This is a genomic window from Cohnella luojiensis (genome assembly GCF_004564235.1).
GTDB lineage: Bacteria > Bacillota > Bacilli > Paenibacillales > Paenibacillaceae > Cohnella > Cohnella luojiensis.
Genome location: NZ_SOMN01000050.1, coordinates 1 through 25,716 on the forward strand (window position 1 = coordinate 1; position 25,716 = coordinate 25,716).

Consider the following 25,716-nt stretch of genomic DNA (forward strand, 5'->3'; position numbering starts at 1 on the left):
TGTTTGCTGTACGCTTATTCCTTGCTTGGACCAAAAAAACAAACGACACAGGGCTTTTCCCCATGCCGTTTCGGATTTCATTTTAATTCCAGGTCTTGTCTTTGAGCTTAACTTAATGACATTGCCCTAATTGGGCCGCCTTTTTAGTTCCGTTTTACCTATTCAACAAACTCCCCACGTACCTTAGCAACTCATTCGAGCAAGCCGAGCAATAACCGTGCTCGTCAATAAGCCGTTTCGTTACCTCGTTAATGCGCTTCAGTTGGCTCTCGTCCGGCGTCTTCGTCGAGGTCGTGATCTTCACGATATCCTTCAGATCCGTGAACAGCTTCTTCTCGATCGCTTCCCGCAGCCGGTCATGCATGCTGTAGTCGAATTTCTTGCCCTTCCGGGAATAGGCCGAAATCCGGATCAGAATTTCCTCGCGGAACGCTTTCTTCGCATTTTCGGAGACGCCGATCTGCTCCTCGATCGAACGCATGAGCCGTTCGTCAGGATCCATCTCCTCGCCCGTAAGCGGATCTTTGATCTTCGACCAGTTACAGTAAGATTCAATGTTGTCCAAGTAGTTTTCGAATAAGGTACGCGCAGACTCTTCGAAGGAATAGACGAAAGCCTTCTGAATCTCCTTCTTCGCTAAGTTGTCATATTCCTTTCGGGCTACGGAGATGAAATTCAAGTACTTCTCCCGCTCCTCCCGCGTGATGGAAGGATGCTGATCGAGCCCGTCTTTCAAGGCGCGCAATACGTCCAAAGCGTTAATGCACGGCAAATTATGCTTGATCAAGGCGCTGGATATCCGATTGATGACATATCGCGGATCAATGCCGGACATCCCTTCCTCGGCGAATTCATTTTGCATTTCCTTCAAATCCGCTTCCTTATACCCTTCGACCTCTTCACCGTCGTACATCCGCATTTTTTTTACCAAATCCATGCCTTGTTTCTTGGATTCCTTCAACCTTGTCAGGATCGAGAAAATAGCGGCGGCGCGCAAGGCGTGAGGCGCAATGTGCACATGATTCATATCGGATTGGCCGATTAGCTTCGTATAAATTTTCTCTTCCTCCGATACCCTCAGGTTATAGGGAACCGGCATGACGATCATCCGCGACTGAAGCGCCTCGTTTTTCTTATTGGAGATAAACGCTTTGTACTCCGATTCGTTCGTATGCGCCACGATGAGTTCATCCGCACTGATCAGGGCAAAGCGGCCAGCCTTGAAATTCCCCTCCTGCGTTAGCGAAAGGAGGTTCCATAGAAACTTCTCGTCGCACTTGAGCATCTCCTGGAATTCCATTAACCCTCGGTTGGCCTTATTCAACTCTCCGTCGAACCGGTAGGCCCGGGGGTCCGATTCCGAACCGTATTCCGTAATCGTCGAGAAATCGATGCTCCCCGTCAAATCCGCGATATCTTGCGACTTGGGGTCCGACGGACTGAACGTACCGATTCCGACCCTGTTCTTCTCGGAGATCAGCACTCGTTCAATCGGCACCCTTTCGATATCGCCATCGAACTCCGTGCGTAAGCGCATTTGGCAGGAAGGACATAGGTCGCCCTCGATGCGTACGCCCAATTCCTTCTCCACCTCCGGACGAAGCTCTTGCGGAATGAGATGAAGCGGATCCTCCTGCATAGGGCAGCCTTTAATGGCATAAACGGCTCCGCGTTGCGTACGGGAGTATTGTTCCAGACCCTTCTTCAACAGAGTGACTATGGTGGACTTCCCACCGCTGACAGGCCCCATTAACAACAAGATCCTTTTGCGCACGTCAAGCCGTCTTGCGGCGGAATGGAAATATTCCTCCACAAGCTTTTCCATCGTCTGGTCCAAGCCAAAAATCTCCGAATTGAAAAACTTATATTTTTTACTACCTCCCCGCTCTTCTACCCCATGGGAAACGATCATATCGTAAACCCGGGCATGAGCGGTCATCGCCGGAGTATTATCGCGGCGAAGTAGATCGATGTAATCCCGAAAAGTGCCTGACCAGCTTAGCTTCTCACTCTCGGCCCGATACTCTGAGATCCGACTGAAGATGTCCATGCCGCTTCCTCCTCGCAACTTTCTTCACTCTTGACCTGACGTAATACATACTTATGCGGGGGAACGGACGAATTTGACCTGACATTGGTTTTACATTGTTTTTACATAAATTCATCACCTGGAACGATGTGCTATAATGGCGATAATCTACCTGATATTCGTTCGGAAGATTGGAGGAAGACAATGCTGTGGCCGTCAAATTAGAAACCGAATTATACCCGCCGGTCAAGGGCTTCTTCACCGAAAGAGGTTATGACGTCAAAGCGGAAATACGAGGATGCGACCTGGTCGCCTTTCGAGCCAATATGGCGGATCCCCTCATCGTGGAAATGAAAAAAACATTTACCCTCCCCTTGCTTCTTCAAGGAATCGACCGGCAGAAAACAGGGGCTGCAGTATGGTTAGCCGTTGAGCGCAATCGCACGAAGAAGGGTGCCCACAATCAGAGATTCACGGAAATAACCGCCCTATGCCGCCGATTGAATCTAGGGTTTCTTACCGTAACCTTCTACCGGACCAAATCGCCGGTTATCGACGTATGGTGCGAACCTTCCGACATTAAGCCGGTCATCGCGACTCCCGTAGACGGGAAACTCGCTATCGCCGCCGAATCCGCCGTTTCCTATGAGACGGCAAGCGGTGGCCGCCGGAAAGCGAAGGCAGCGAAGCTGTTAAAAGAATTCTCCGCCCGGAGCGGCGATTATAACATTGGCGGGAGCACCAAACGAAAACTTATGACCGCGTATCGGGAGAAGTCCATTCAATGCGCTCTAGCCCTAGACGTACACGGACCCTCCGCTCCACGGCAAGTGAGGGATTGGACCCATTGCCCAACTGCGGGTTCCCTGTTGCGAGACAATTACTATGGCTGGTTCAAACGTGTCAGGAAAGGCGTATACGAGCTGACGCCTAGCGGCAAGGCCGCTTTAATGCAATACGCCGAAGTCACGCGGGTATGGACCAATCAATTCCCATGGGCAACTTCCCTTGAGTATGCCGTAGCCGATTCGGCTGAAGAAGGAGCGATTAAAGGATGAGTGAGTCAGAGAGGGATATAGGAGCCTTGGAATCCTTCGGCGAATTCCCGGCGGAAATTTCATTGGATGGAGAACCCTATTGGCTTACCCGTATACCCGAAGGTGAATATCGCTTGCTTCTGGCGATATGTCCCCATGCCGGGGGCGAAATTCGTCCTATGAACGACGTTCTTTTCTGCCCCCTGCATTTCTGGACGTTCAGCGCCGACAAAGGGATATGCATGAACGATCCCGATGAACGCCTTATGCAACGTAGAGTGATCTTGAAGGAAAATCGCCTATACGCGGTCGGAGACAATTATTAGCTTCTCGACCATCGTCCCGTGAATTCCTCCATGCTCTCCACAAGCCTTCCTAACCCTTGCTTTATTTGGCGTTCATCCGCGAAAGCATGAGTAATTCTTAGCGTATTCACTCGGGGATCCTTCGCGTAATAAGGAGCCCCCGGTTGGAAAATAAGCCCTTTCAACCAGGCTCCGCGCAGCAAGGCTTCTCCGTCGAGCCCCGTTGGAAGAATAACCCACAGATGAAGTCCTCCTCTCGGCTCGATCCAAGTTAGATCAGGGAGCCCAAAACTTCTCAGTTGCTCCGTCATCCTTCTCATTCGCTCTCCGCATTGCACTCGCAGCATCTCGATTAAAGGTTCCAATGGCTGTTCCTCTATCAGAAGAGATAACGCTATTTGCTCTAGCGGATCCAACACGCCGTCTTTTCGAGCGCCTATCGTACTCCTATTCTTATTTGCATTCAACCAATCGCCATTGCTGATTCCGGCAATCCAACCGATGCGAGCCCCCGATATTAAGCCGGGAGGAAGCTGTCCGATGGAGAGGACCCCCGGCTCCGCTTTCTTCTGCGAGTGATGTTCATCGGAGTCATAGAGCAGCATCTCCTGCCGATCGTCCGTAAGGAGCAGGACGCCTGCTTCCTTGCACCTATGCAACACGGCCGCCCTATTTTCCGGACTCCAACAGACGCCTTCGGGATCCGTGCATGACGGGGATATATACACCATTCTCGGACGATAACGATACAAAGCCGTCGTTAACGCTTCCGGGTCCATTCCCCTCCGATCTCCGTCGACCGCCTCTACCTTCATTCCCGCTTTACGAAAAGCCTGAAGAGCCGACCTCGAAGTTAGCCGCTCGGTCAATATCGTATCTCCGTGCACAAGTAAATGATCCAGAATCCAAGCCAAAGCCCCATCCGCTCCGGGAGTCAATCTGATGGCATTGCTATTTCCTCCCGTTTTCCCCCTCAACACTCCTTTTGACAGTTGAGTCCGAAGCTTCTCTTCCCCGTAAGGCTCCGGTTTCCTTTCGATGGCGCCGAGTTTTCCCATTTCGGAGCTAGCCGCCGCTTCTACTCGCTCCTCCCAGTCCGCCGCGGAAACCAACGCTTCTTTCGGCCATCCGCCCATCCAATTAATGATCGAACTCAAGGCGATCACCTCCCCCGACGATCTTTGCCTTGGTTCATTCATATGCGCGCAACGCAAAAAAACGACCCTGCGTCGGCAGAGTCGTTAAGCGAATTCTGTTTCTTCACTTTTTGGCTAATCTATCCCATTGCTTGTCCATCTCTTTGAACATGCTGGCGCGATCGCGCTTCTTCACATACGATTGTATCGCCGCACCCAATTCGTTCGTCATTCCGTCAGGATAGTTAAACCAATTCCAGGATAACGTCTTCCCTGCTGTGCTGTAGGCCATGACATCTCCCGCGATCGGCCCGAGCGTCTTCTCATCCTTCACTTCAATCGACTTGAATGCGGGGATGAACTTAAATTGATTTACGATATAATCTTTACCCACTTCCGACGTCACGAGCCAGTTAAGGAATTCTTTTGCCTCTTCTTTAACTTTGGAGTTTTTGTTCACGACCCAGTTGCTCGGAACTCCCGCGAACAGTTTGTCGTTCTTCTCCGCATCATCGTTGATCGGCATTGGCAGCACGCCCAAATTCATATTCGGAGTAATCTTGTCGATTTGTACCTGGGTCCAGTTGCCTTGCTGCATCATCGCCGTCTCGCCGCTGGCGAAAAGCGTAACTTGAGTATTATAATCCGTAGTCAGCGGATTCTTATTGCCATTCTCTAGCGTCAGATCGAGCATATTAGCCCAGTCCTCGAATATTTTGTCGCCTGCGATTTTCACCTTGCCCGCGTTCCTGTCGGCTACCCATTGCATAGGGTTGTCATGTTGCGCGACTGCGACGTTGAAATTATGAATCCCAAGGATCCACCATTCCCCGTATCCGTTCGCGAAAGGCGTCATGCCCGCGGCTTTCAGCTTAGCGCATGCATCCTTGAGCTCTGTGAGCGTCTTGGGAGTATTCGTAATTCCCGCTTTCTGAAACATGTCCTTGTTATAGATGAACCCGTATCCTTCCAGGTTCATCGGCATACCGAACAACTTCCCGTCTTTGCTCATCGGTTCCTTAGCCACATCTAACGTATCGGCTACCCAAGGCTGATCGGACACATCCTCTATCCTGTCTTGCCAGGTATTCAATTCATTGAAACCGCCGTTGTTGAAAATGTCCGGCTCATCGCCCGAGGTAAATTTCGCCTTTAACGCCGCGCCATAATCGCTGCCTCCCCCGACCGTTTCAATATTTAGCTTAATGCCGGGATGCTCGCTTTCGTACGCTTCTTTCAGTTTATCCAGCGCTTCGGCGATCTCAACCTTGAACTGGAAAATCTTGATCGTCGCGTTCTTTACGGGAGCTTGAGTCGCCGTCCCGGTGGCACCGGGCGCAGCATTCTCGTTGTTGGCAGCGCCGCAGGCCGCAAGCATGGCGCCCAGCAACATCATCGTCAGGAATACGGCAATCGCTTTTCTCACGTGAATACCTCCTTGAATTTTCAACAAATTTTCAACCTTTAACTGAACCTGCTGTAATGCCTTCGATAATATGCCGCTGCAGCGATAGGAAAAATATGACGATAGGGGTAATCCCCATGACAAGCGCGGCCAAAGCAAGATCCCATTGCTTCGTATATTGCCCAAAAAACGAAAAAGTCGACAACGGAATCGTTCTTAATTCGATTCTTCCCAATAGCAGCGACGGCAGGAGAAAATCATTCCAAATCCATAGGCTGTTGAGGATCACGATCGTCACCGTCATCGGCTTAAGCAGCGGAAACACGATCCTCGTGAATACGCCGAGCGGGCTGCATCCGTCTACGACCGCGCTTTCCTCGATTTCGACGGGTATGGACTTAACGAACCCGTGAAAGAGAAATATGGATATCGGTACGCCGAATCCCAGATAACAGACGAATAAGCCTAGTCTGCTGTCGAGCAGGTTAAACCAGCTTCCGACCCTCATGAGCGGGATCATGATCGATTGAAAAGGAATGACCATCGCGGCCACGAACAAAGTAAATAATAAGTTGTTCAGTCTAGATGGATGCCTTACGAACCGATAGGCGCACATCGAGCTAATTACCGTCAATCCTATGTTGCTGATGACCGTAATGAAGATGGAATTTCCGAACGCCCTGGGAAAATTCATTATTTCCCAAGCCCTCGAGTAATTCTCCCACACTAGCTTAGTTGGCAGTGCAGCCGAATCCAACAAAATTTCCGCGAAGGATTTAACGGAATTGACTAGCAAGAAGTAAAAAGGCACAAGAAATATCAAAGCAAGGATGACTGCGCACACTTCTAAAATCAGCATCCCCGCCGAATAACGCCGGCTTGTCATTAAGCCTCTACCTCCTGCCGCTTAGTAAACCACACTTGTACCATCGTAATCAGCGCGACCACAAGGAAGAACACGATAGCCTTGGCTGTTCCGAGTCCCAATTGGTTGTTCTGAAAAGCCTCCGTATAAATATTGAGCGCAACGGACTGCGTGGAATTATAGGGTCCGCCTCTCGTTAAGGACAAGATGACATCGAACGTCTTGAAGGACCAGGATAACGCCAAGAACAAACCAATCGTTATCGCCGGCATGATCATCGGAATCGTAATCTTGAACAGCCTTTGCAGACTGCTTGCACCGTCTATGGATGCTGCTTCATACAGGTCAGCTGGTACATTCGTGAGGGAGGCGATATAAATAACCATCAAATAGCCCGCTCCCGTCCATACGCTGACAATAACAACCGCCCAGAACGCCGTGGTCGCGTCTCCAAGCCACGGCAGTTCAAAGAACGACAGTCCCGTCCAATTTCCCATCGCGGCAAATCCTTTGACGAATATGAACTGCCAGATAAAGCCTAGCAGCAACCCGCCGATGACGTTAGGCAAGAAAAATATCGTTCTAAGTACGTTTCTAAGCTTCAAGTACCGGGTCAGGATAAGCGCAAGCGCAAATCCTACCGCATTCGTGAGAACGACGGCGACGAGGGTAAACCTAGCCGTAAATCCGAATGAATCCCAGAAACCCTCGTCGCTTGCCAACGTACGGAAGTTGCCTAGGCCGATCCATTGCACCTTCTCGGATACCCCATTCCAATCCGTAAGGGAATAGTACAAGCCCAATGCGAAAGGAAGCGCGACAATGATCGTAAACACGAGAAGCGCAGGACCGACGAACAATGCCTGTAACAGCCATTCGCGGGAGGAGGAATGGGATTTCATAGCTTCGTCTCCTTTGACTACTTTTGACTAAGGGTTCAATACGTAGGTTGTCCAGATTGTAGCAGCAGATATTCGTCGGATCCCGCGCGTCGAACGCGACTACATCGGTCGTGCTCCGCAAACCGAAAGCAGCGCATTGCGCTGCTTTAACGGATTCGCGATTGTTCACGACCGAACGTCGCGTAAGACGCGACTAAATCGGTCGTGCAATTGTTCACAACATTTTGCGTTTTCTTTTCGACAGGGGTTGGTTATAATAAAGGGTAGTTAAGTGGAGGTGTGGAATATGTTTCTTGCGGAAACGGCTGCACATGCGGCAGAGCAATTCGAGTTATTCGGAATGTCGAACAAGTTCTGGATCGTTATTCTTGTCCTGGTCCTGTTCATCGCTTCCATCCTGACATCTTCTTATAACGAAGACAAAACCAAAGGGCTGTAATAACAGTCGCGAAGAAGGCCGGCGCCTTCTTTTCCGTTACGGGGAAGAGGGATCCTGCCTTCTCTTATTTATTATCGCAAAAGAAACCGCCCCCTGGAGGGCGGTTTCTTCGTGCCGGTTATGTTTACAGACCGTGCATATCTTTTATGCAAGTTGCGCATACATAGCGCTCCTTGAATTCTCCGACGCCTTCCATCGAAGAGCAAAACACGCAGCGGGGCCGATAACGTTCCAGAATAATATGATCGCCTTGGACCAGAATCTCAACAGGGTCCCCTTCATTCATTAGATATCTCTTACGCAACGATTTCGGTAAAACAATTCGTCCCAATTGGTCCACTTTACGAACTACGCCTGCAGGTTTCAATGCAGTACCTCCATTCATACGCTATTCTAGCTAGTTATCTCGAAACCTTTTAGCCACTCTATACCGTTCTATATAGAATCGAGATAACCTTCTTCCTATTAAATTTGCTTAAAATAATGCAATTTTCGACATCAAAACTCGTAAAAAAAGGAATGATGTCGAATTATGTTGTTAATGAAGTGGAAAATCATTTTGCCTTAGCGCCTCATACACGAGGATCGCCGCCGTGTTGGCCAAGTTCAAGGAACGGACTTTGTCCGTCATCGGAACCCGCATGCAAGTGTCCGCATGGGCATCGAGCAGCTCTTGAGGCAAACCCGCCGTTTCTTTGCCGAAGACGAAGAAATCGCCATCGCGGAATTCAAAATCCGTATACCTCTTTGTTACCCGGGTGCTGGCGAAGAAAAACCTCGCCCCTGGATTCGCTTCCTTCACTTCATCGAATGAATCGTAATACGTAATGTGAACGGAATGCCAATAGTCCAGACCGGCTCTCTTCAGAATCCGGTCATCGGTCGAGAAGCCAAGCGGACGTACAAGATGAAGATGGGTACCCGTTGCAGCGCACGTTCTTGCAATATTGCCCGTATTCGCCGGAATTTCCGGATTGACGAGCACGATATGAAACGACATTTAACCTTCCCTCCGTATCTTACGATCGGCAAAATGACGAATAGCGGCAGAACACCGCTTTATTCGTCGATCCGTTCTATTCGAATGGGAATCGTTTAGCCGTTGCGGCTTTGGAAGTCGCGCATGAAATCCGCCAACGCTCGAACGCTTTCAGCAGGTACGGCATTATAGATCGATGCCCTTAGTCCTCCAACGCTGCGATGACCCTTCAATCCGACGAAGCCGCTTGCTTCCGATTCTTTAATAAATTGCTTCTCCGCCTCTTCACTGGCCATAGTGAACGTTACGTTCATTAACGAACGGCTACCCGCTTCCGCGAAGCCGCGGTAAAATCCGTTGCTTCCATCTATTGCATCATACAGCATTTTAGCTTTCTCGCGATTACGGGTTTCCATTCCGGCGGCACCGCCGTTAGCTTTGATCCATTTCAGCACTTCGTTCATCATGTAGATCGCGAACGTAGGCGGTGTGTTGTAGAGCGAATCCGCCTTGGCATGCGTATCATAGCGGAGCATTGTTGGCACAGTATTAGCAGGTTTGGCGATCAGTTCCTCGCGGATAACGACAATCGTAACTCCGGATGGTCCCAGGTTTTTTTGAGCGCCTGCGTAGATGACGCCGAACTTGGAAACGTCGATCGGACGGCACAGAATGTCGCTCGACATGTCGCCGATTAACGTAACGCTGCCCGTGTCGGGAAATTCGGCCCACTGCGTACCTTCAATCGTTTCGTTAGACGTTAAATGAAGGTAAGCCGCGTCGGAAGAATATTTTAATTCGCTTAAGGAAGGGATACGCTTATAGGCGTCCGATTCCGAAGAGGCCGCGATGGAAGTCTCTCCGAACATCTTCGCTTCTTGGATAGCCTTCGTTGCCCAACTGCCGGTTGCGACGTATGAAGCCGTCGTGCCTGGAGGAAGCAAGTTCATAGGGATCATAGCGAATTGCGTGCTTGCGCCGCCTTGGATGAATAATACTTTGTAGCCGTCCGGAATTCCGAGCAATTCCCTTAGAAGCGCTTCCGCTTCGAAATGGACCTTCTCGTAAATAGCACCTCGATGGGACATCTCCATCAAGGACATGCCGCTATTCTCGAATTCTACAAATTGCTGTTGGGCTTTCTGCAGTACCTCTAACGGCAATGCCGCCGGTCCCGCATTGAAATTATAAGCGCGGTTAGCCATCTTGTCCCCACCTTATCTAAATTCATAATAGGCTTATCATATCAAAGCTTTGCGCATCAGAGCAACCATTAAGTACTTAAATCAGGCTAAAAATCAGCTATTTCCGAACGAAAGCGGTGCCATTCATGAATAATTTTCGTCTTTTTCTAGGCTTACGGTTATCTGAAGCAGCTGCGGAATTTTTAAGCAGCAAGATGACTAGCTTGGTGGAGCAGGGTTTGACGTTCCGGAGCTGGACGCACCCTGCCGACCTGCACGTTACGCTTCATTTTCTGGGCGACACCCCCGCATCGCGGGTGCCGGACATCGGCGCCTTGGCGGCGGAAGCCGCGGCCGCTACGGCGCCATTCGCGCTCGCGCTGACGGAGGCGGGCACTTTCGGCCCGCCGTCAGCGCCGCGCGTGTTATGGTGCGGCCTGGCGGAGCCTGCCGCACGCAAGGGCGCGCTTGCCGCGCTGCACGCGGCGCTGGGCGCGCGCCTTGCCGCCTCCGGCTTCGCCGCGGAGGCGAGGCCCTTCCGCGCGCACGTGACGCTCGCGCGCGGCGGCGCCGCCGGGTGCAGCCCGGCGGCGTTGGTTGCGGCGTGGCATGGCGATAGCGCCGCGCCGTTCGTCGCTCCACAGCCGGAATCGGCTCCGCGAGCGCAAGAGAAGCCAGCGTGGACGGCCGACGGCTGCACGCTGTTCCGCACTCATCTGGGCCGTAAGCCCAGCTATGAGGCGATAGGCTGCTATCCCTTTAAAAGCTAGAATACACTCCTCAACACTTAAAAAAGCTCCCACAAGGGGAGCTTCGCTTAGTATGAATTCCGATTAGCAATCGAAGTAGAGGCCGTACTCGTAAGGATGGATGCGGATCGCAACAGCTTTCGCTTCGCCGCGTTTCACGCTAACGTAGTTCTCGATGAATTCCTTCGTGAACACGCCGCCTTCAGTCAAGAACTCGTTATCTGCTTCCAGAGCGTCAAGCGCTTCGTCCAGTGTACCTGGTACGCTGCGGATTTCTTTCTTCTGCTCGTCGGAAAGCTCGTAGATGTTCGTGTCGAAAGGTCCATAACCAAGTGCGGATGGATCGATTTTGCGTTTGATTCCGTCAAGACCCGCCATCAGCATCGCTGCGAAAGCAAGGTAAGGGTTAGCCGTGGAATCCGGCGTACGGAACTCGATGCGGCAGCCTTTAGGCGTAACCGCTGCAACCGGGATACGAACTGCCGCGGAACGGTTACCTTTGGAGTAAACCAAGTTAACCGGAGCTTCGTAACCTGGAACCAGACGTTTGAAAGAGTTTGTAGATGGGTTAGTAAGAGCGATAAGAGCCGGTGCATGGTGCAGAATACCGCCGATGTAATGCAACGCCATTTCGCTAAGGTTAGCGTATGCGCCTTTTTCGTAGAACAAAGGATTGCCTTCGTTAAAGATCGATTGGTGAACGTGCATTCCGCTGCCGTTATCTCCGAAGAGCGGCTTAGGCATGAACGTTGCTACTTTGCCATATTGGCGAGCTACGTTGTGAACGATATATTTATATTTCATGAGGTTGTCGGCAGTAGTCGTAAGCGTGTCGAAACGGAAGTTGATTTCCGCTTGTCCAGCCGTTGCCACTTCATGGTGATGACGCTCGATGCGAAGGCCGGCTTCTTGCATCAGGCGAACCATTTCGCTGCGGATGTCTTGTTGGGAATCTACAGGAGCAACCGGTACATATCCGCCTTTAACGCCGACTTTGAAGCCAAGGTTGCCGCCTTCTTCCTTGCGGTTCGTGTTCCAAGCCGCTTCTTCGGAATCAACGAAGAAAGAAGAGGAGTTCATTGTGGATTCGTAACGAACGTCGTCGAAAATGAAAAATTCGGATTCCGGTGCGAAGTAAGCCGTCGTACCAACGCCGGATTTTTGAAGGAATTCTTCCGCTTTATGCGCGATGGAGCGTGGGTCGCGCTCATAACGCTCGCCGTCCGGCGTATGAATGTTACAAATGACGATTAATGTCGAGTGAGCAGTGAAAGGATCAACATATACGGAGTTCGTATCCGGCATCATAACCATATCGGATTCTTCGATTCCACGGAAACCGTGGATGGAGGAACCGTCGAATGCTACCCCGTTTACGAAAGTTTCCGCATCAACTTCGGTAGCTGGTAAAGTAATGTGATGAGCGCGACCTGCAAGGTCGATAAAACGGAAATCTACGAACTCGATGCTTTTTTCCTTGATCAAATCCAAAACTTGCTGTGCTGACATTTGAATTTCCTCCCCATTTCCGAACATTAAGTGTGTGAAACCGATCTATTGTTCAAGTTTTCACCGAACTTATGAAATTATTATAAAACTCCTCTATTAGAGCGTCAATACTTATGTAAGGTATTTTTTGAGCGGGTGTAAGCATTGCTCACAACTTCATCAAAAATTCATAATTCTATTTTTTCATCCCCCTGCATATCTATCATAGCCATTCAGATTGCTAGCTTTTCAATATTTTTTAAACTCATTTATGATAGCGCTTACGCTACAGTCCTAAATACCTCACATGAACACTTCCGCTAAAGCCTTTGCCCAGATCCGAACAAAAGCCATCCCTCGTTGGGATGGCCGCACTCTTCAACCCTTCTATTTCACCCAGGTCGCGAAGGCTTCTGCCGACGCCTTCTCCGTATCGAACCTTCTGCCCAATAGCGGAGCCAACTGCTCCAACTCCTTAAGCAATTTCGCGAACTGATCCGGGAACAGCGATTGAACACCGTCGCCCGTAGCCGAGTTATCCGGGTCCGTATGCATCTCGATAATCAATCCGTTAGCTCCCGCAGCCAAAGAAGCTTTCGTCATCGTCTCGACCAACTCGCGGCGTCCCGTCGCATGGCTTGGATCCGCTATGACAGGAAGATGCGATAATTGTTGAATGACGGGAATGGCGGCTAAGTCGAACGTGTTGCGCGTATAAGTCTCGAATGTACGGATACCGCGCTCGCACAGCATGACGTTAGGATTGCCGCCAGCCAGAATATATTCCGCTGCGTTTAACCACTCGTCATAAGTCGAGCTAAAACCACGCTTGAGCAATACCGGATTCTTGATCGTTCCCAGCTTGCGAAGAAGATCGAAGTTCTGCATGTTCCGCGTTCCGACCTGCATGATGTCGGCATATTCCGCGCATACGTCGACGAACTCCGGAGCCATTACCTCGGTGATCGTCAGCAGGCCGTATTTCTCCCCTGCGTCCTTCATCCATTTCAGTCCTTCTACCCCTATTCCTTGGAAGCTGTACGGACCGGTTCGCGGCTTAAACGCTCCGCCGCGCAGAACCTGACCGCCGGCAGCCTTTACGAGACGAGCGATCTCGTCGATCTGTTCCGGCGTCTCGACCGCGCAAGGGCCGCCCATCACCACCAGATTATCTCCGCCGATCTTAACGCCCTTCACTTCGATAATCGTATCGTCCGGATGGAAGTCGCGGCTGGCCAGCTTATAAGATTTGGAAATCTTAATTACGTTCTCTACTCCTTTCATGGAACGAATATGTTCAGCTAGAGTAGGCTCCGCTTTGCCGATAATTCCAATGACGGTACGATCCGTACCGCGCGATACGTGCGCTTGCACGCCTGATTGTTCAATATGACGGACGATCTCCGTTATGCGCTCTTCTGCGATATGAGGGGAAGTTATGACGATCATGTCGTTCACGCTCCTGATTGTTTTAGCGCGTATACGCTTCAACGCTTATACGCTTTTAAGCACTAAAGTAAATATAGACGAAAAAGTCGTCTTTGTCAACAGAGTTAACAAGACGACTCCAGCTTTCAGTCCAACTGTGCTTCCACGCGCGCGCGGCTCATCTTCCGTTTTTCCGTCCGTTTAGCCTTATAAGCATTGATGCTATATTTTATCGGAAAATAGAGAAGTAAGCCAAGGATGGCTCCATCGACTATGCCACCCACGATCAGCTTCAAATTCATAAGCAATAAATGGTTTATTTTCTCGGAGAGGAACGAGATTTGAAAGCTCAGATGCTTCGGAAGTATCCAACCGCCGACCTTAGAATTGGGATACATCATCGGGATGTAGATAATCTTGCCAATAACGAAACCGATGAGCGCGGCAGGCAGATTTCCTCTGAGCAAGTAGCACAACGGGAAAATCAAGATAAAGGCGAACCCTAAAGTCGGAAGCGTAAACATCTCGATGGCTATTCCGATGGCAAATCCCATCGCTACGATGGAAGCGCCCCCTTCAGCCCTATGCAGCATCATATACTTATATTTCAGCCAACGGCGTAACAATTGAAGTCGATGCATGAGAAGCTCCTTCCACTGGATGACGCATAAACCGCAGCTTAAGCTCTAGCTTCCCGCCTTTACTTTGACGTTAGGCAACAGTTTATTAGGGTTAACCGTTCTCGTGATCGGCCAAGTGATAGGGTTATCCGACTCGAATTGCTCCAAGTATGCGATAACTTCCTTCGTCAGGGCAGTAGGTGTTGATGCGCCTGACGTAACGGCTACCCTCTGAAGGCCTTGCAACCATTCTTGCTTGATCTCCGACACATCCGCTACGCGGTATGCCGGAACGCCCGCGATTTCTTGGGATACTTGGGCTAGACGGTTGGAATTGTTGCTCCGGGGATCCCCTACGACGATGCACAGCTGCGCTTCTCCCGCTTGATCCGCGACTGCTTCTTGACGTACTTGGGTAGCCAGACAGATTTCATTGTGAATTTCAGCGGTCGGGAAAGCCGCTAACAGCAATGCCATAAGATGCTTAATGTCCCATTGCGACATGGTTGTCTGATTCGTAATAATAATGCGTTCGGTCGTAAGCTTAAGTTTCGTAATGTCTTCTTCCCGTTCGATCAGATGGACATGTCCCGGAGCGATACCGATTGCCCCTTCCGGTTCGGGGTGATTCTTCTTCCCGATATAGATGACCTCATAACCATCTTCGACCTTCTCCCGAATGAGATCATGGGTCTTGGTCACGTCCGGGCAAGTCGCGTCCACGAGCGTCAAGCCTTTTTCCTTCGCTCTTCTGCGAACTTCGGGCGACACTCCGTGCGCGGTGAAGATAACGGTACCTTTCTCGATTTGCTCCAATATCTCTAGACGGTCATTACCGTCTAAAGTAATAATTCCTTCGTCTTTGAAGGCTTCCGTAACATGACTATTATGAACGATCATACCCAGTATATAGATCGGCCGGGGGAGTTCGAGGTTACGCGCCGTTTGCAACGCCAAAACCATCGCATCCACTACGCCATAGCAATAGCCTCTCGGGGAAATTTTCACGACTTCCATGCCAACGCCTGCTTTCTCGCCCTCGTTTCGATGAATGACCTCGGAGTACGATGGGCGTACCGACTCTCTTCCTATTATAACTTATTACAGGTATCGGGAAAAGGAGACATGGATAGGGAGAAGGATGTCCTTGTCCCTATTTATGAATCGATTTCCTGAACATGTGGCATATTTGTCAAGATTGGCAGCCACAACGTAAACACCGTTCCTTCGCCCAGCTGCGTTCTCACCTCGATTTTGGCCTGATGCATGTCCGCGATCCACTTGGCGATGGATAACCCAAGACCCGTTCCCGAAGTTTCGCCGCGGGACACGTCCACGCGGTAGAACCGTTCGAAGATATGAGGAACCTCTTCCGCTCTGATGCCGATCCCGGTATCGGCCACCGACAATCCGACGTACTCCTCGGACCGGACGGCATACAGGCGGACGACGCCGGAAGGCGTGTACTTAAACCCGTTCTCGATGAGGATGAACAATAATTGAAGCAAATAATCGCGATTGCCCCTTACTTCGATCCCATCCAACGCCTCTAAAGGACCGACTGCCCACTCCGCTTTCCGCGGAAGGAACGCTGCCCGGCGCGATGCTTCTTCCGTCAACGGCCGCAGCGGCACGTTTTCCATCTCGATGGAGTATCCCGCATCGGCTCTAGCCAAGGAGAGCAAATCATTGACCAAGCTGCTCATTCGGCGAGCCTCGTCGGCAATATCGCGTATCGATTCCAAAGAGAATTGCTTCATATCCTCTTCAGACAACATAGACTGTTCTAGCCCCTCTTCCGTCACCTCGGGAGTCGTCTGCTTCTCGCTAAGCCATATTTTCTCCAGCAGATCCACATTCCCTCGAATCGTCGTCAACGGCGTTCGCAGCTCGTGGGAAGCATCGGACACGAACCGCCTTTGCGCGATATTGGAATCCTCCAGAGTCTTGTATGCCCCCTCCAACCCGGAGAGCATGCCGTTAAGGGTATCCGTTAATCGCCCGATTTCGTCGTTCGGCTTCTCGCGGGGAATCCGCAGGCCTAACCCGGATCCGCTCCTTATCCGTTCTGCCGCTTCGGTCACCCGGTTGATCGGCATTAAGGCTTTACGAGAGAGGAACATGCCAAGTAAAAATGCTGCTAACAAACCAATAGCTCCTGAAATCCACAATATCGTCTTTAATTTAGAAAATAAAGCAAATTCGCCTCGCGCGAAAACACCCACCTGAAGCAATCCAATGACGGTATTCGTTCCTTTTATAACTAGCGGATGTTCGTAAATGTAAAACGGAAGATCGCCTATTTGCTTCGTAACGAATCTTTTTCGGGCGTTTTCTTGATCCGGATTCGGAAAAGTAATCGTCCAACGAACCATATTGTTCGATTTTCCGGCGACGATCCCGCTCCGTTGACTGGAATAATCGATCAATTGCATCCCTATGATCGTCGAGTCAAAACCGGGAGCAGAGGAATTAATATTAAGATTATATTCGTTAGGAAATCTTGAATCGAACGCTTCTGCCTTAGTAGCCACCTGTATCAATCTGTCCCGCAGCTCCGACATCGTGTTGTGATAGACCACGTTATAGACGATAAGGCCGAAAACCACGAAGGCTACCGCGAACAGCCCCGAGTACCACAAGGTCAATCGTAGCCGGATGGACATGCTCAGCTTTCTCCCTTCAGAACGTACCCGGCGCCTCTCACGGTCTGGATTAGGCGTCTTTCCCCGTTCTCCTCCAGCTTCTGCCTGAGCATGGCGACATACACCTCGAGCACGTTAGATTCCCCGCTATAATCGTAACCCCATATCCGCTCCATGATGAGGTCTCGAGACAGTACCCTCTTAGGGTTCTGCATGAACAGATGCAACAGATCGAATTCCTTAGCCGTCAACTCAATGCGACGATCTCCCCTTAGGGTTTCCCGGCCATCAACATCCAGCAATAGATCCTCATAACGGAAATGTCCCGTTTCATCCGTCTTATCGGGACGCCTGCGAAGAAGCGCGCGAACGCGAGCCATTAATTCCTCTAGCGCGAAAGGTTTGACCAAATAATCGTCTGCGCCCAAGTCTAATCCTTTGACCCGGTCCGTCACTTCATCCTTAGCCGTAAGCAGGAGGATTGGCGAAGATATTCCCGCTTCGCGCATTCTCCTGCATACTTCCCAGCCATCCATCTTCGGCATCATGACGTCCAATATGACCAAATCAACCTGCCGTTGGCTAAGCAATTTCAATCCTTCCGCACCGTCCGGAGCCGTCGTAATCTCGTATCCTTCGAAGGCTAAGCTTCGCCTTAGCAAAGCCGTAATTTTCTCATCATCATCGATAACCGCGATATGGGGTCTCAAAGTGCACGTCTCCTCCAACGACGAAGAGCGGGAAAACCACGCTTCGGGCTTCCCGCTCCTTTTTGTCTTTATTATTGAGCGTTGAACTCGTTTTTGTCTCCGATTTCTACCGTGAGCTCAAGCTTCTTATCTCCGCGGAGAACGTCGAGTTTCACTTTATCGCCGACAGCTTTCTTCTGGATCGCCGCGATCAGTTCTTCTTTCGTCTTATACGCGTTGCCATCCATGCCGGTAATAACGTCGTATTGACGCAAATCCGCTTTGTAAGCAGGGGTATTAAAGAGGATCTCTCTGACGAAGGAGCCTTTCACGCTCTTGTCGATACCGAGCTGTTGCGCAATGTCTTCCGTTACATCCATGAGAGTCGCCCCGATGAACGGAACCGGCTTCTGCGGAATTTTGGTGTTGCTCTTCAGATTCTCGAGAACTTCCGTGATCGTGCTTGTCGGAATCGCGAACCCGATGCCTTGAGCCTCGGAGCTTACCGCCGTGTTAATTCCGATAACCTCGCCTTGCAGGTTCAGCAACGGTCCGCCGGAGTTGCCGGGATTAATGGAAGCGTCCGTTTGCAACAGGTGCTCGTAGTTCCGAGTTCCTTTCGTATCCGGAATGCTGATCTTACGCTCGTTGGAGCTGAGAACTCCCACGGTAACCGTGTGTTCGAATCCGTAAGGATTTCCGATGGCAACCACCCAATCTCCCATGTTCAAGTTGCTCGAATCGCCAAGCTTTAACGTCGGGAAATCGCTGCCTTCGATTTTCAGTACTGCCAGATCGAGCTCATAGCTCGAGCCGAGCAATTTCGCGGTATAAGGCTTTTCATGGCCTTCTATGGTTACTTTAATTTCATTTGCGCCGCCAACGACGTGTTGGTTGGTGAGAATGTATCCCGTCGAGTCGAAAATAAATCCGGATCCCAATCCGCTTGGCTGCAATTCACCTTGAGCCCCGCCGGTATCGCCGCTCCCGCCGAAATCTTCTCCGAAAAATTGGCGAAAGAAATCGTCTTCGAACTGGCCTCCGTTATTTTGTTGAGCGGCAGCGTAAGTTTCGATCTTAACGACCGCAGGAGATGATTGCTCGAATATTTTAGCGATATTGTTCGGTCTCACGACGTCGCCGGTATTGCTAACGGAGTTGCTTACGGGTTTCACCGAAGCATCTTGAACCTGTCCGGAGCCCCCCAGCAATTCCGAAGAGAACCAATTCTGCCGATCGGCAGCGAACATTAATCCGCCAACCGCGACAACCCCGACCAGGAATGCCGCGAACACCGAGCGGAAAGATGTCCGGCGCGGAGGCTTACCTCCCCAATCATGGCGTGCAGGTCCACCGGAGACGGTGAAGGGTCGATACTCCTTCGATGAGGTAGGAGTTACGTCTAGCGTGGTTCTTGATTGTTCATTACGAGGCTGCTCGTTAGCGCCATAGTTAGTGCCGGGTCCGAAAGGACCGAATGTATAAGGCTCGGATTCCCGGCGAACATCAGCGTAGGGATCGTCCCTTTTCTCCTGATCATACCCGTAACCCTGCGTTTCTTCCGGTTTTTTGTTCTGATCTTCCATTTCGTCTGCCTCCTCGCGCAGCGTTTCGCTTGCGCCGTTCTGAACTTCTTAATTGTATATTAAACGAGTTTCCTTAAAACTATCTTAAACGGAAATGAATATGAAGTAAAAGCCAAAGAAAAATACCGTCTCTCCTAACGAAAGAAAGAACGGCACTTGCGTGCCGCCCATTTTAACCTCGATATATCGCTTCCACGCTCTTTAGCTTCTGTCTCGCCTGGTCGATCCAATGACCTTCTATTTCATCGTCGGGATCGACCGGGTCGGAGAACTGGTCCAACATCGCCCCAAGCGCCCGAGGCTGAGCTTCCTTATCCGAACCTTCATTATAAACGTGTTTCAATACATAGGGTTGGCCGAACTGGATTTGCGTATGGCTATCCGTCGTCTCGCTATCCAAATTGCCGATCGTCACATCGAACGGCAATCTCAACCAGACTTTATTCGCTTCGTCCAATGAACAGTCGAAGGAACCGTGATCGTATTCCCAATTACCGCCCAGCGCAAACCCCTCATCCAATAACGTTTCTCTTGCATTCATATAGCCATGTACTTGCGAAGTTAATGAAGATGGAAGTACGTGCACCCTGGGGATACCCCCTTCTTTTCTTACTAGCGTATCCCTTGGGAAACAATTTATCCTTCTTTGACCCATCCTTTTCGGTGGGCATAAATGGCAAGCTGCGTTCGGTCTTCCAGATCGCACTTCATTAGAAGATTGCTGACATGGGTTTTGACCGTTTTAATGCTGATATGCAGCTCTTCGCTAATGTCTTTGTTATTTCTTCCTTCCGCGATAAGAAGAAGCACCTCACGCTCTCGCTCTGTTAAACCTTCGACCTCATGGCTTATGGACCTTTTGCGAAGCCCTCTAGTCAGCGCTTGGGAAACATCGCTGCTCATCACCGGCATATTCTTAATTGCGCCTTGCATCGCGTAGATCAGTTCGTCCGCCGAAACAGTCTTCAGAACATAGCTTACGGCTCCCGCTTCAATGGCCTCAACGACTTTCTCGTCTTCCAGAAAGCTCGTCAAGATAATGATCCTAAGCTCCGGATATTGACTAAGCAGCGCTCGCGTCGTCTCTACTCCGTTCATATCCGGCATTATCAAGTCCATCAAGACGAGTTGAGGAACCTTCCCTTGATATCCTCCTCGTCCTAGCGTATCGATAGCATCCTTGCCTCCGCTAGCTTCGCCTATCACCTCAAACCTTGAATCCAGCATTAAATAAGTGCGTAATCCCATCCGTACCATCTCGTGATCATCGACAATCAATACTTTCCAGGGGGAACCAGCTTGCTCCGTCATACTCATCCTCCTAAACGCTCATAGTATCTACGCTATCCGAATTTCGGGAACCATACCTTCACACGCGTGCCCGATCCTGGTTTAGTAATGATTTCGGCTTCTCCGCCCAGCTTATGGGCACGTTCGCGCATCGTGGATAGGCCATATGCGCCTGCTCTCACCTGCTCTCCTCTAAAGCCCGAACCATTGTCTTCTATAGATAAAGAAATTTGCTTATCCGTTTCTCCTAAGTAAAGACGAACGCTTTGGGCTTCGGCATGTTTTACGACGTTCGCCATAGCCTCTTGGATGATAAGGAACAGCTGATGCTCCTTGGCATCCGATATTCGGCCTTGAATCTGAATTTCCAATGTCCCTTGCAAGCCATTCTGTCTGCAATAATCCGGAAACCAACGCCCTACCGCTTCCTCTAAAGTCCTTCCTTGAAGCTCCATCGGCCTTAGCTGCGCGATTAGCCCGCGCATCTGACGTTGAGCCGACGAAGACATGTCGATAAGCTGTTCCATCACCTTCTGAGCATGATCCCTATCGCGCTCGAGCAGCTTGGGCAAGGAGGATGCCGACATATGCAAAGCGAACAATTGCTGGCTAACCGTATCATGGAGGTCTCGGGCCAGACGTTTCCTCTCTTCCAATACGGCCGCTTCTTGCGATGATACTTCCTCCAGGACTTCTCTTTCCCCGAGTCGTTGGAGCAGCTTAAGCCTTTCTTCTATTTGATTCAGCAGCTGATTGAATTCGCGATACACTCCCGAGAAAGCGTCACCCTCAATCACCGGTAACCGGGAATCCCAGTTTCCAGCGGAAGCTTGCTTCATCACAAGCTGCATTTGATCGATCTTGCGTTGCGTCTTCTGACCGTTCCGATAGGTAACCACCATCTGGATAAGGGCAAGCATGCCCATCCATGTAATCCAATCCTCCAAGTTGGGTACGTGATCGGAATAGATGACGATTCCGTAATATAACAAGGTCATCAGTATGATCGTCGTAAGGCCGGAATATATCGAAGAAGCCCATTTACTAGTGCGTACCCGTCTCACCATGTCTTAGCCTACCTTCGTTACGCGGACATCGCCGATGAAGCTGCTGACGACTAGAACGACGCGTTTATCGGAATCGACATAGTTCGGAGTTTCCACGGACATTTGGTTGAACATGCCGCCCCTCTTCTGATCCAATACTTTGACATCCCCAATCAAACAGCTGGATACCACCTGAAGACCGACTCCAAGATCGTTAGGCGCGAACACTTTGACGTCTCCGATAAAGGAGGATACGTATATTCGCGTTTCGCCGATCGGAATTTGCGCTTTGGTCAGATCCAATGTCGTATCCCCGATAAAATGGGAGATGCTCATCGGACGAAGCTCCCAGTAATCGTTGCCGAGATGGACATCCCCGATGAAACGGCTATGATTGTCCCTGCCAGTATTGTGCCAGTCGTGCGACTTCCACCAGTCACTGTGATCATGCTTATACTTATGCTTTTGCTTCCAGCCTTCCGTACGGGCCGGTTCGGTGTCGATAGTCGGGTTTGCTTTGTTTGCCGGGTTAGGCGGATTGTGCGGCTCGAACTCATCCATCTGCGGAGCCGGCGGCGGACCGGGAGGCATCGGCGGCATTGGAGGGTTAATCGGGTTCCATTGTTCCGCCTTTTCCTTGTGATTGGACTTATACGGACGATTGCCCCGAAAGATCAGGCTTAGCCCGAATAAAATAATCGCAATCGGCCCTATAATGCGTATGACATCAGAGAGCTCCCACTCTAACCAGTCCAAATTCCGACCGAGAAAGTAGCATCCGATCAATATGGTTATCGAGTTCCACCAGAATCCTCCGGAATGCTGCAGCAGTAATCCCTGCAAACCGAACAGGATGATGAATACCGGCCAATAAGTCGAAAATAAATCGCCGATGTCCATCGAAATGACCCCTATTTGATTTAACAAGAAAACGACTCCGATAGTCACGACAACGATTCCCCAAAACAATCGGTGTACGATTGATTGCATAGGCCTATCCTCCATTTGATGCATTATTCAATAATGTAATCTCAGTATAACGAACGTTCCTCGAGATCGACAGCGGCGCGAGTTGTAAGTTTCTCTCGGTCTGCAGACCGAGGCGGAGATCGATTGTTCAAAGCAAAAACCGCGCCTACGACTTTCGTCGATAAGCGCGGCAATCAAGAACTTCCTATTATTTAACTAGGCTTTCAAGCACGTCGTCGATAATCTGCGCATTCGCGATCGACCCCGTATATAACCAACTGCTCGTATTCGGATATTCATATATGCGGCCGTTCTTAACGGCAGGAATACCTTGCCATACCGGATCTTTCAGCGTTTCCGATCCCGTTGCCGCATCGCTGTTAATCAAGAATAGTTGATCGGCATCGAGTTGTGCCAATTGCTCGAGGGATATGGGTAACCAATTGCTTTCGGAAGTTTTGGAAAGTTCGGTTACGACGCTCGGTACCTTCAATCCCAGGTCCTTATACAATACGGAACCGCTGGAAAGGTTCTCGCTCACGACGAAGAATTGCTTCTGCACGAGCCAGATAGCAGCTACGGATTGATCCGGAGCGACTTGTTGCAGCTTATTTTTGGCTTCGTTCGCTTTTGCTTCGTAATCCGCCAATACTTTTTCTGCAAGATCGCTCTTATTCAGGATTTCGCCGATTTTCAGAAGCGATTGACGCCAGTCGCCGTTCAATTTATCGCCGATCGTGTAAGTAGGGGCAATCTGCGAGTATTGCGTGTATTTATCTCCTTCCACCGAGGATGCGGAACCCATGATGATCAAATCGGGCTCGAAGCTCGTTACAGCTTCGAAAGGCATATCCCAAGCAAGCGTCGGGATACCTTCGAGATCCGTCTGCAGGTAGTATTGAATTCCGTTAGGTACGGACCATTGCGCTACCGGTTTAACGCCAAGAGCAACCAAATGATCTTCTAAGTAAGAAGCGATAATTCGCTGTGGATTCGCCGGTATCTTCACTTCATGCCCAAGTGCATCGGTCATCGTTTTCTCTACGGCGGCTTCCGCGGACGCGGACGGGCTTGCAGAAGTTTCGGCAGATGCCGTCGCGGATGATGCTGCGGGAGAGCTTTCGCTGGCTTTGTTGTTTCCGCAAGCCGCCAGAAGCATGGTCAATACGATTACGTTAACCATTAGAATGATGGATTTATTTTTCTTTCTTACTAACACATTGGTTCCCCCTAAATTTCTTTATGAATTCGATGAATAGCAAATGCTTGTTCATTTCCTACCAACGTTATGAATGATAACAATTATCATTCTCACTGTCAATGAGAAAATACGAGATTCAATACCTTACATGTGTTATCTATCATCACATTATTCGTTGACTTAGGTAACTCTCCACTATATAATGAGGTCGGATTTCAATGTTATATGTTAGGTATTCACAACGGAATTAGGAGTTGAAGGAATGGAGATCGAACAATTATCGCGAGGCCTAGACACGGTCTGGGTTGTCTTGACGGCGGCGATGATCCTATTGATGGAGGGCGGATTCGCTCTATTAGAAGCCGGATTCGTACGACAGAAAAATGCGGTTAGCATCATCATGAAAGTATTCGTGGATATTGCGTTCGGTGCGCTCGTCTTTTTCGCAATTGGTTTCGCCTTCATGTATGGCAAGGATGCCGGGGGATGGATCGGACTTTCCGGATTTTTCATGGAAGGCGACCTGACACACCTCGTCTTGAATATTTCTAACGATACTTATTGGTTGTTCCAATGTGCGTTCGTCATCGCCGTTATTTCCATTGTATCCGGAGCGGTGGCTGAAAGAATTCATTTCAGAGCTTATATTATCTATACGATCTTCATGACAGGACTCATCTATCCGATATCCGGTCACTGGATATGGTCCTCTAATGGCTGGTTGGCCAAGCTTGGAATGATTGACTTCGCCGGTTCCGCGGCTATCCATGCTTTGGGCGGTTTTGCCGCGCTGGCAGCCGCTATATTCCTTGGACCTAGGATCGGAAGATTCGGTTCGGACGGCAAGATCAATATCGTTCCTCCTTCGAATCTGCCTTTGGCATCCGTCGGGGCTTTCATCCTCTGGTTCGGATGGTTCGGCTTCAATTCAGGCAGTACGCTAAGCGCTACTAACGAAAGCATCGGACATATCGCGGTCACGACAATGCTTGCCTCTGCCGCAGGCTGCGCCGCTTGTATCCTGTTCACGATGCTTCGCTATCGGAAAGCCGATCCTCCGATGGTTATCAACGGCGCGCTAGCCGGTCTAGTCGGCATCACGGCAGGTTGCGCCTTCGTCTCCAATGCGGCTGCCATTCTCATCGGCGCCGTATCCGGTATCGTCATGGTGCTGGCGAGCGAATGGCTCGAGAAGCGCAAAGTCGATGATCCTGTGGGCGCCTTCGCGGTTCATGGCATCAGCGGAAGCATCGGCACCCTTGCCGTCGGGCTGTTCGCGATGCCGGGCACGGCCGCGCATACGGGTCTCTTCTATGGCGGAGGATGGTACTTGCTTGGCGTTCAAGCGCTCGGTCTTCTTGTCGTTGCCGTCTGGGGCTTCGCCCTAACCTGGCTCGTGCTTAAGCTCATTTCGCTATTCAAGCCGGTACGCGTATCCCGTGACGAGGAATTGATCGGATTGGATATCGGAATCCATGGCGTTCCTGCCTATAGCCAAGACCATGATTTCCTCGATATTGATCAACTGAGACGAAATCCAACCGAATAGCAGCAATCTTTAAGAAAATCACGGCAAAAAAAAGGTTGGGCAGCAGCCCAATGTCATTAAGTTAAGCTCAAAGACAAGACCTGGAATTAAAATGAAATCCGAAACGGCATGGGGAAAAGCCCTGTGTCGTTTGTTTTTTTGGTCCAAGCAAGGAATAAGCGTACAGCAAACAAAG

25 protein-coding genes are annotated in these 25,716 nt (G+C 50.3%); 5 read left to right on the forward strand and 20 right to left on the reverse strand.

The window, feature by feature from the left end; all coding sequences use genetic code 11:
* Window positions 1–154: 154 nt before the first annotated feature.
* Window positions 155–2,050 (reverse strand): PrkA family serine protein kinase, encoded by a 1,896-nt coding sequence (locus tag E2980_RS22190; RefSeq protein WP_135154417.1) that lies wholly within the window; start codon window positions 2,048–2,050, stop codon window positions 155–157.
* A 188-nt stretch (window positions 2,051–2,238) separates the two neighbouring features.
* On the opposite strand from E2980_RS22190, the gene E2980_RS22195 reads away from it, so the two are divergent.
* Together E2980_RS22195 and E2980_RS22200 are read left to right on the forward strand one after the other, a co-directional pair.
* Entirely contained in the window at window positions 2,239–3,087 is an 849-nt protein-coding gene (locus tag E2980_RS22195; RefSeq protein ID WP_135154418.1) for a DUF2161 domain-containing phosphodiesterase, read from the forward strand.
* On the forward strand, window positions 3,084–3,392 hold the full coding sequence (locus E2980_RS22200; protein WP_135154419.1) for a Rieske (2Fe-2S) protein: 309 nt from the start codon (window positions 3,084–3,086) through the stop codon (window positions 3,390–3,392). The genes E2980_RS22195 and E2980_RS22200 overlap by 4 nt, the downstream gene beginning before the upstream one ends.
* Here the strand turns inward: E2980_RS22200 and E2980_RS22205 are convergent.
* From E2980_RS22205 to E2980_RS22220, 4 genes are all read right to left on the reverse strand, one after another.
* Window positions 3,389–4,528: an aminotransferase class I/II-fold pyridoxal phosphate-dependent enzyme gene (locus E2980_RS22205; RefSeq protein WP_167747226.1), complete on the reverse strand. Its 1,140-nt coding sequence runs from the start codon at window positions 4,526–4,528 to the stop codon at window positions 3,389–3,391. The genes E2980_RS22200 and E2980_RS22205 overlap by 4 nt on opposite strands.
* Window positions 4,529–4,631: 103 nt before the next feature.
* Window positions 4,632–5,933 (reverse strand): ABC transporter substrate-binding protein, encoded by a 1,302-nt coding sequence (locus tag E2980_RS22210; RefSeq protein WP_420808668.1) that lies wholly within the window; start codon window positions 5,931–5,933, stop codon window positions 4,632–4,634.
* 31 nt (window positions 5,934–5,964) lie between these two features.
* A complete protein-coding gene (locus E2980_RS22215; RefSeq protein WP_135154421.1) occupies window positions 5,965–6,798 on the reverse strand; it encodes a carbohydrate ABC transporter permease in 834 nt (277 codons plus the stop codon).
* Window positions 6,798–7,679: a carbohydrate ABC transporter permease gene (locus E2980_RS22220; RefSeq protein WP_135154422.1), complete on the reverse strand. Its 882-nt coding sequence runs from the start codon at window positions 7,677–7,679 to the stop codon at window positions 6,798–6,800. The genes E2980_RS22215 and E2980_RS22220 overlap by 1 nt, the downstream gene beginning before the upstream one ends.
* Before the next feature lie 286 nt (window positions 7,680–7,965).
* Between E2980_RS22220 and E2980_RS24395 the strand changes: the two genes are divergently transcribed.
* Window positions 7,966–8,118 carry a hypothetical protein gene (locus E2980_RS24395; RefSeq protein ID WP_167747225.1) on the forward strand — a complete coding sequence of 51 codons (153 nt, stop codon included), beginning with the start codon at window positions 7,966–7,968 and terminating at the stop codon, window positions 8,116–8,118.
* 124 nt (window positions 8,119–8,242) lie between these two features.
* Here E2980_RS24395 and E2980_RS22225 read toward each other — a convergent pair whose 3' ends face one another.
* From E2980_RS22225 to serC, 3 genes are all read right to left on the reverse strand, one after another.
* Window positions 8,243–8,485, reverse strand: a complete 243-nt coding sequence (locus E2980_RS22225) for an AbrB/MazE/SpoVT family DNA-binding domain-containing protein (protein ID WP_135154423.1) — start codon at window positions 8,483–8,485, stop codon at window positions 8,243–8,245.
* 171 nt (window positions 8,486–8,656) lie between these two features.
* On the reverse strand, window positions 8,657–9,118 hold the full coding sequence (gene trmL, locus E2980_RS22230) for a tRNA (uridine(34)/cytosine(34)/5-carboxymethylaminomethyluridine(34)-2'-O)-methyltransferase TrmL (RefSeq protein ID WP_135154424.1): 462 nt from the start codon (window positions 9,116–9,118) through the stop codon (window positions 8,657–8,659).
* Between the two features lie 95 nt (window positions 9,119–9,213).
* Window positions 9,214–10,302 (reverse strand): 3-phosphoserine/phosphohydroxythreonine transaminase, encoded by a 1,089-nt coding sequence (gene serC, locus E2980_RS22235; RefSeq protein WP_135154425.1) that lies wholly within the window; start codon window positions 10,300–10,302, stop codon window positions 9,214–9,216.
* A 125-nt stretch (window positions 10,303–10,427) separates the two neighbouring features.
* Between serC and thpR the strand changes: the two genes are divergently transcribed.
* Window positions 10,428–11,051, forward strand: coding sequence for an RNA 2',3'-cyclic phosphodiesterase (gene thpR, locus E2980_RS22240; RefSeq protein ID WP_135154426.1), 624 nt, complete (start codon window positions 10,428–10,430; stop codon window positions 11,049–11,051).
* A gap of 63 nt (window positions 11,052–11,114) precedes the next feature.
* On the opposite strand, the gene glnA is transcribed toward thpR, so the two are convergent.
* The 12 genes from glnA to E2980_RS22300 all read right to left on the reverse strand — a co-directional run bounded on the left by glnA (window position 11,115) and on the right by E2980_RS22300 (window position 24,010).
* Window positions 11,115–12,539, reverse strand: a complete 1,425-nt coding sequence (gene glnA / locus E2980_RS22245; RefSeq protein WP_135154427.1) for a type I glutamate--ammonia ligase — start codon at window positions 12,537–12,539, stop codon at window positions 11,115–11,117.
* Between the two features lie 366 nt (window positions 12,540–12,905).
* Window positions 12,906–13,967 (reverse strand): 3-deoxy-7-phosphoheptulonate synthase, encoded by a 1,062-nt coding sequence (gene aroF / locus E2980_RS22250; protein ID WP_135154428.1) that lies wholly within the window; start codon window positions 13,965–13,967, stop codon window positions 12,906–12,908.
* Window positions 13,968–14,092: 125 nt separating this feature from the next.
* Window positions 14,093–14,587: a DUF2062 domain-containing protein gene (locus E2980_RS22255; RefSeq protein WP_135154429.1), complete on the reverse strand. Its 495-nt coding sequence runs from the start codon at window positions 14,585–14,587 to the stop codon at window positions 14,093–14,095.
* A gap of 45 nt (window positions 14,588–14,632) precedes the next feature.
* Window positions 14,633–15,583 (reverse strand): 4-hydroxy-3-methylbut-2-enyl diphosphate reductase, encoded by a 951-nt coding sequence (locus E2980_RS22260; RefSeq protein WP_135154430.1) that lies wholly within the window; start codon window positions 15,581–15,583, stop codon window positions 14,633–14,635.
* 140 nt (window positions 15,584–15,723) lie between these two features.
* A complete protein-coding gene (locus E2980_RS22265) occupies window positions 15,724–17,232 on the reverse strand; it encodes a sensor histidine kinase (RefSeq protein ID WP_135154431.1) in 1,509 nt (502 codons plus the stop codon).
* A gap of 2 nt (window positions 17,233–17,234) precedes the next feature.
* Window positions 17,235–17,921, reverse strand: a complete 687-nt coding sequence (locus E2980_RS22270; RefSeq protein WP_135154432.1) for a response regulator transcription factor — start codon at window positions 17,919–17,921, stop codon at window positions 17,235–17,237.
* A gap of 71 nt (window positions 17,922–17,992) precedes the next feature.
* Window positions 17,993–19,486, reverse strand: coding sequence for a S1C family serine protease (locus tag E2980_RS22275; RefSeq protein WP_135154433.1), 1,494 nt, complete (start codon window positions 19,484–19,486; stop codon window positions 17,993–17,995).
* 172 nt (window positions 19,487–19,658) lie between these two features.
* On the reverse strand, window positions 19,659–20,072 hold the full coding sequence (locus tag E2980_RS22280; protein WP_135154434.1) for a YugN family protein: 414 nt from the start codon (window positions 20,070–20,072) through the stop codon (window positions 19,659–19,661).
* Window positions 20,073–20,122: 50 nt separating this feature from the next.
* Complete coding sequence (locus E2980_RS22285) at window positions 20,123–20,797, reverse strand: response regulator (RefSeq protein ID WP_135154435.1); 675 nt, start codon at window positions 20,795–20,797, stop codon at window positions 20,123–20,125.
* 32 nt (window positions 20,798–20,829) lie between these two features.
* On the reverse strand, window positions 20,830–21,843 hold the full coding sequence (locus E2980_RS22290; RefSeq protein WP_135154436.1) for a sensor histidine kinase: 1,014 nt from the start codon (window positions 21,841–21,843) through the stop codon (window positions 20,830–20,832).
* Between the two features lie 3 nt (window positions 21,844–21,846).
* Window positions 21,847–22,812 (reverse strand): cell wall-active antibiotics response protein LiaF, encoded by a 966-nt coding sequence (gene liaF / locus E2980_RS22295; protein WP_135154437.1) that lies wholly within the window; start codon window positions 22,810–22,812, stop codon window positions 21,847–21,849.
* A 187-nt stretch (window positions 22,813–22,999) separates the two neighbouring features.
* Window positions 23,000–24,010 (reverse strand): iron-hydroxamate ABC transporter substrate-binding protein, encoded by a 1,011-nt coding sequence (locus E2980_RS22300; protein ID WP_338080746.1) that lies wholly within the window; start codon window positions 24,008–24,010, stop codon window positions 23,000–23,002.
* A 244-nt stretch (window positions 24,011–24,254) separates the two neighbouring features.
* Here E2980_RS22300 and E2980_RS22305 point away from each other — a divergent pair, with 244 nt between their 5' ends.
* Complete coding sequence (locus E2980_RS22305) at window positions 24,255–25,541, forward strand: ammonium transporter (protein WP_135154438.1); 1,287 nt, start codon at window positions 24,255–24,257, stop codon at window positions 25,539–25,541.
* Window positions 25,542–25,716 lie beyond the last annotated feature (175 nt).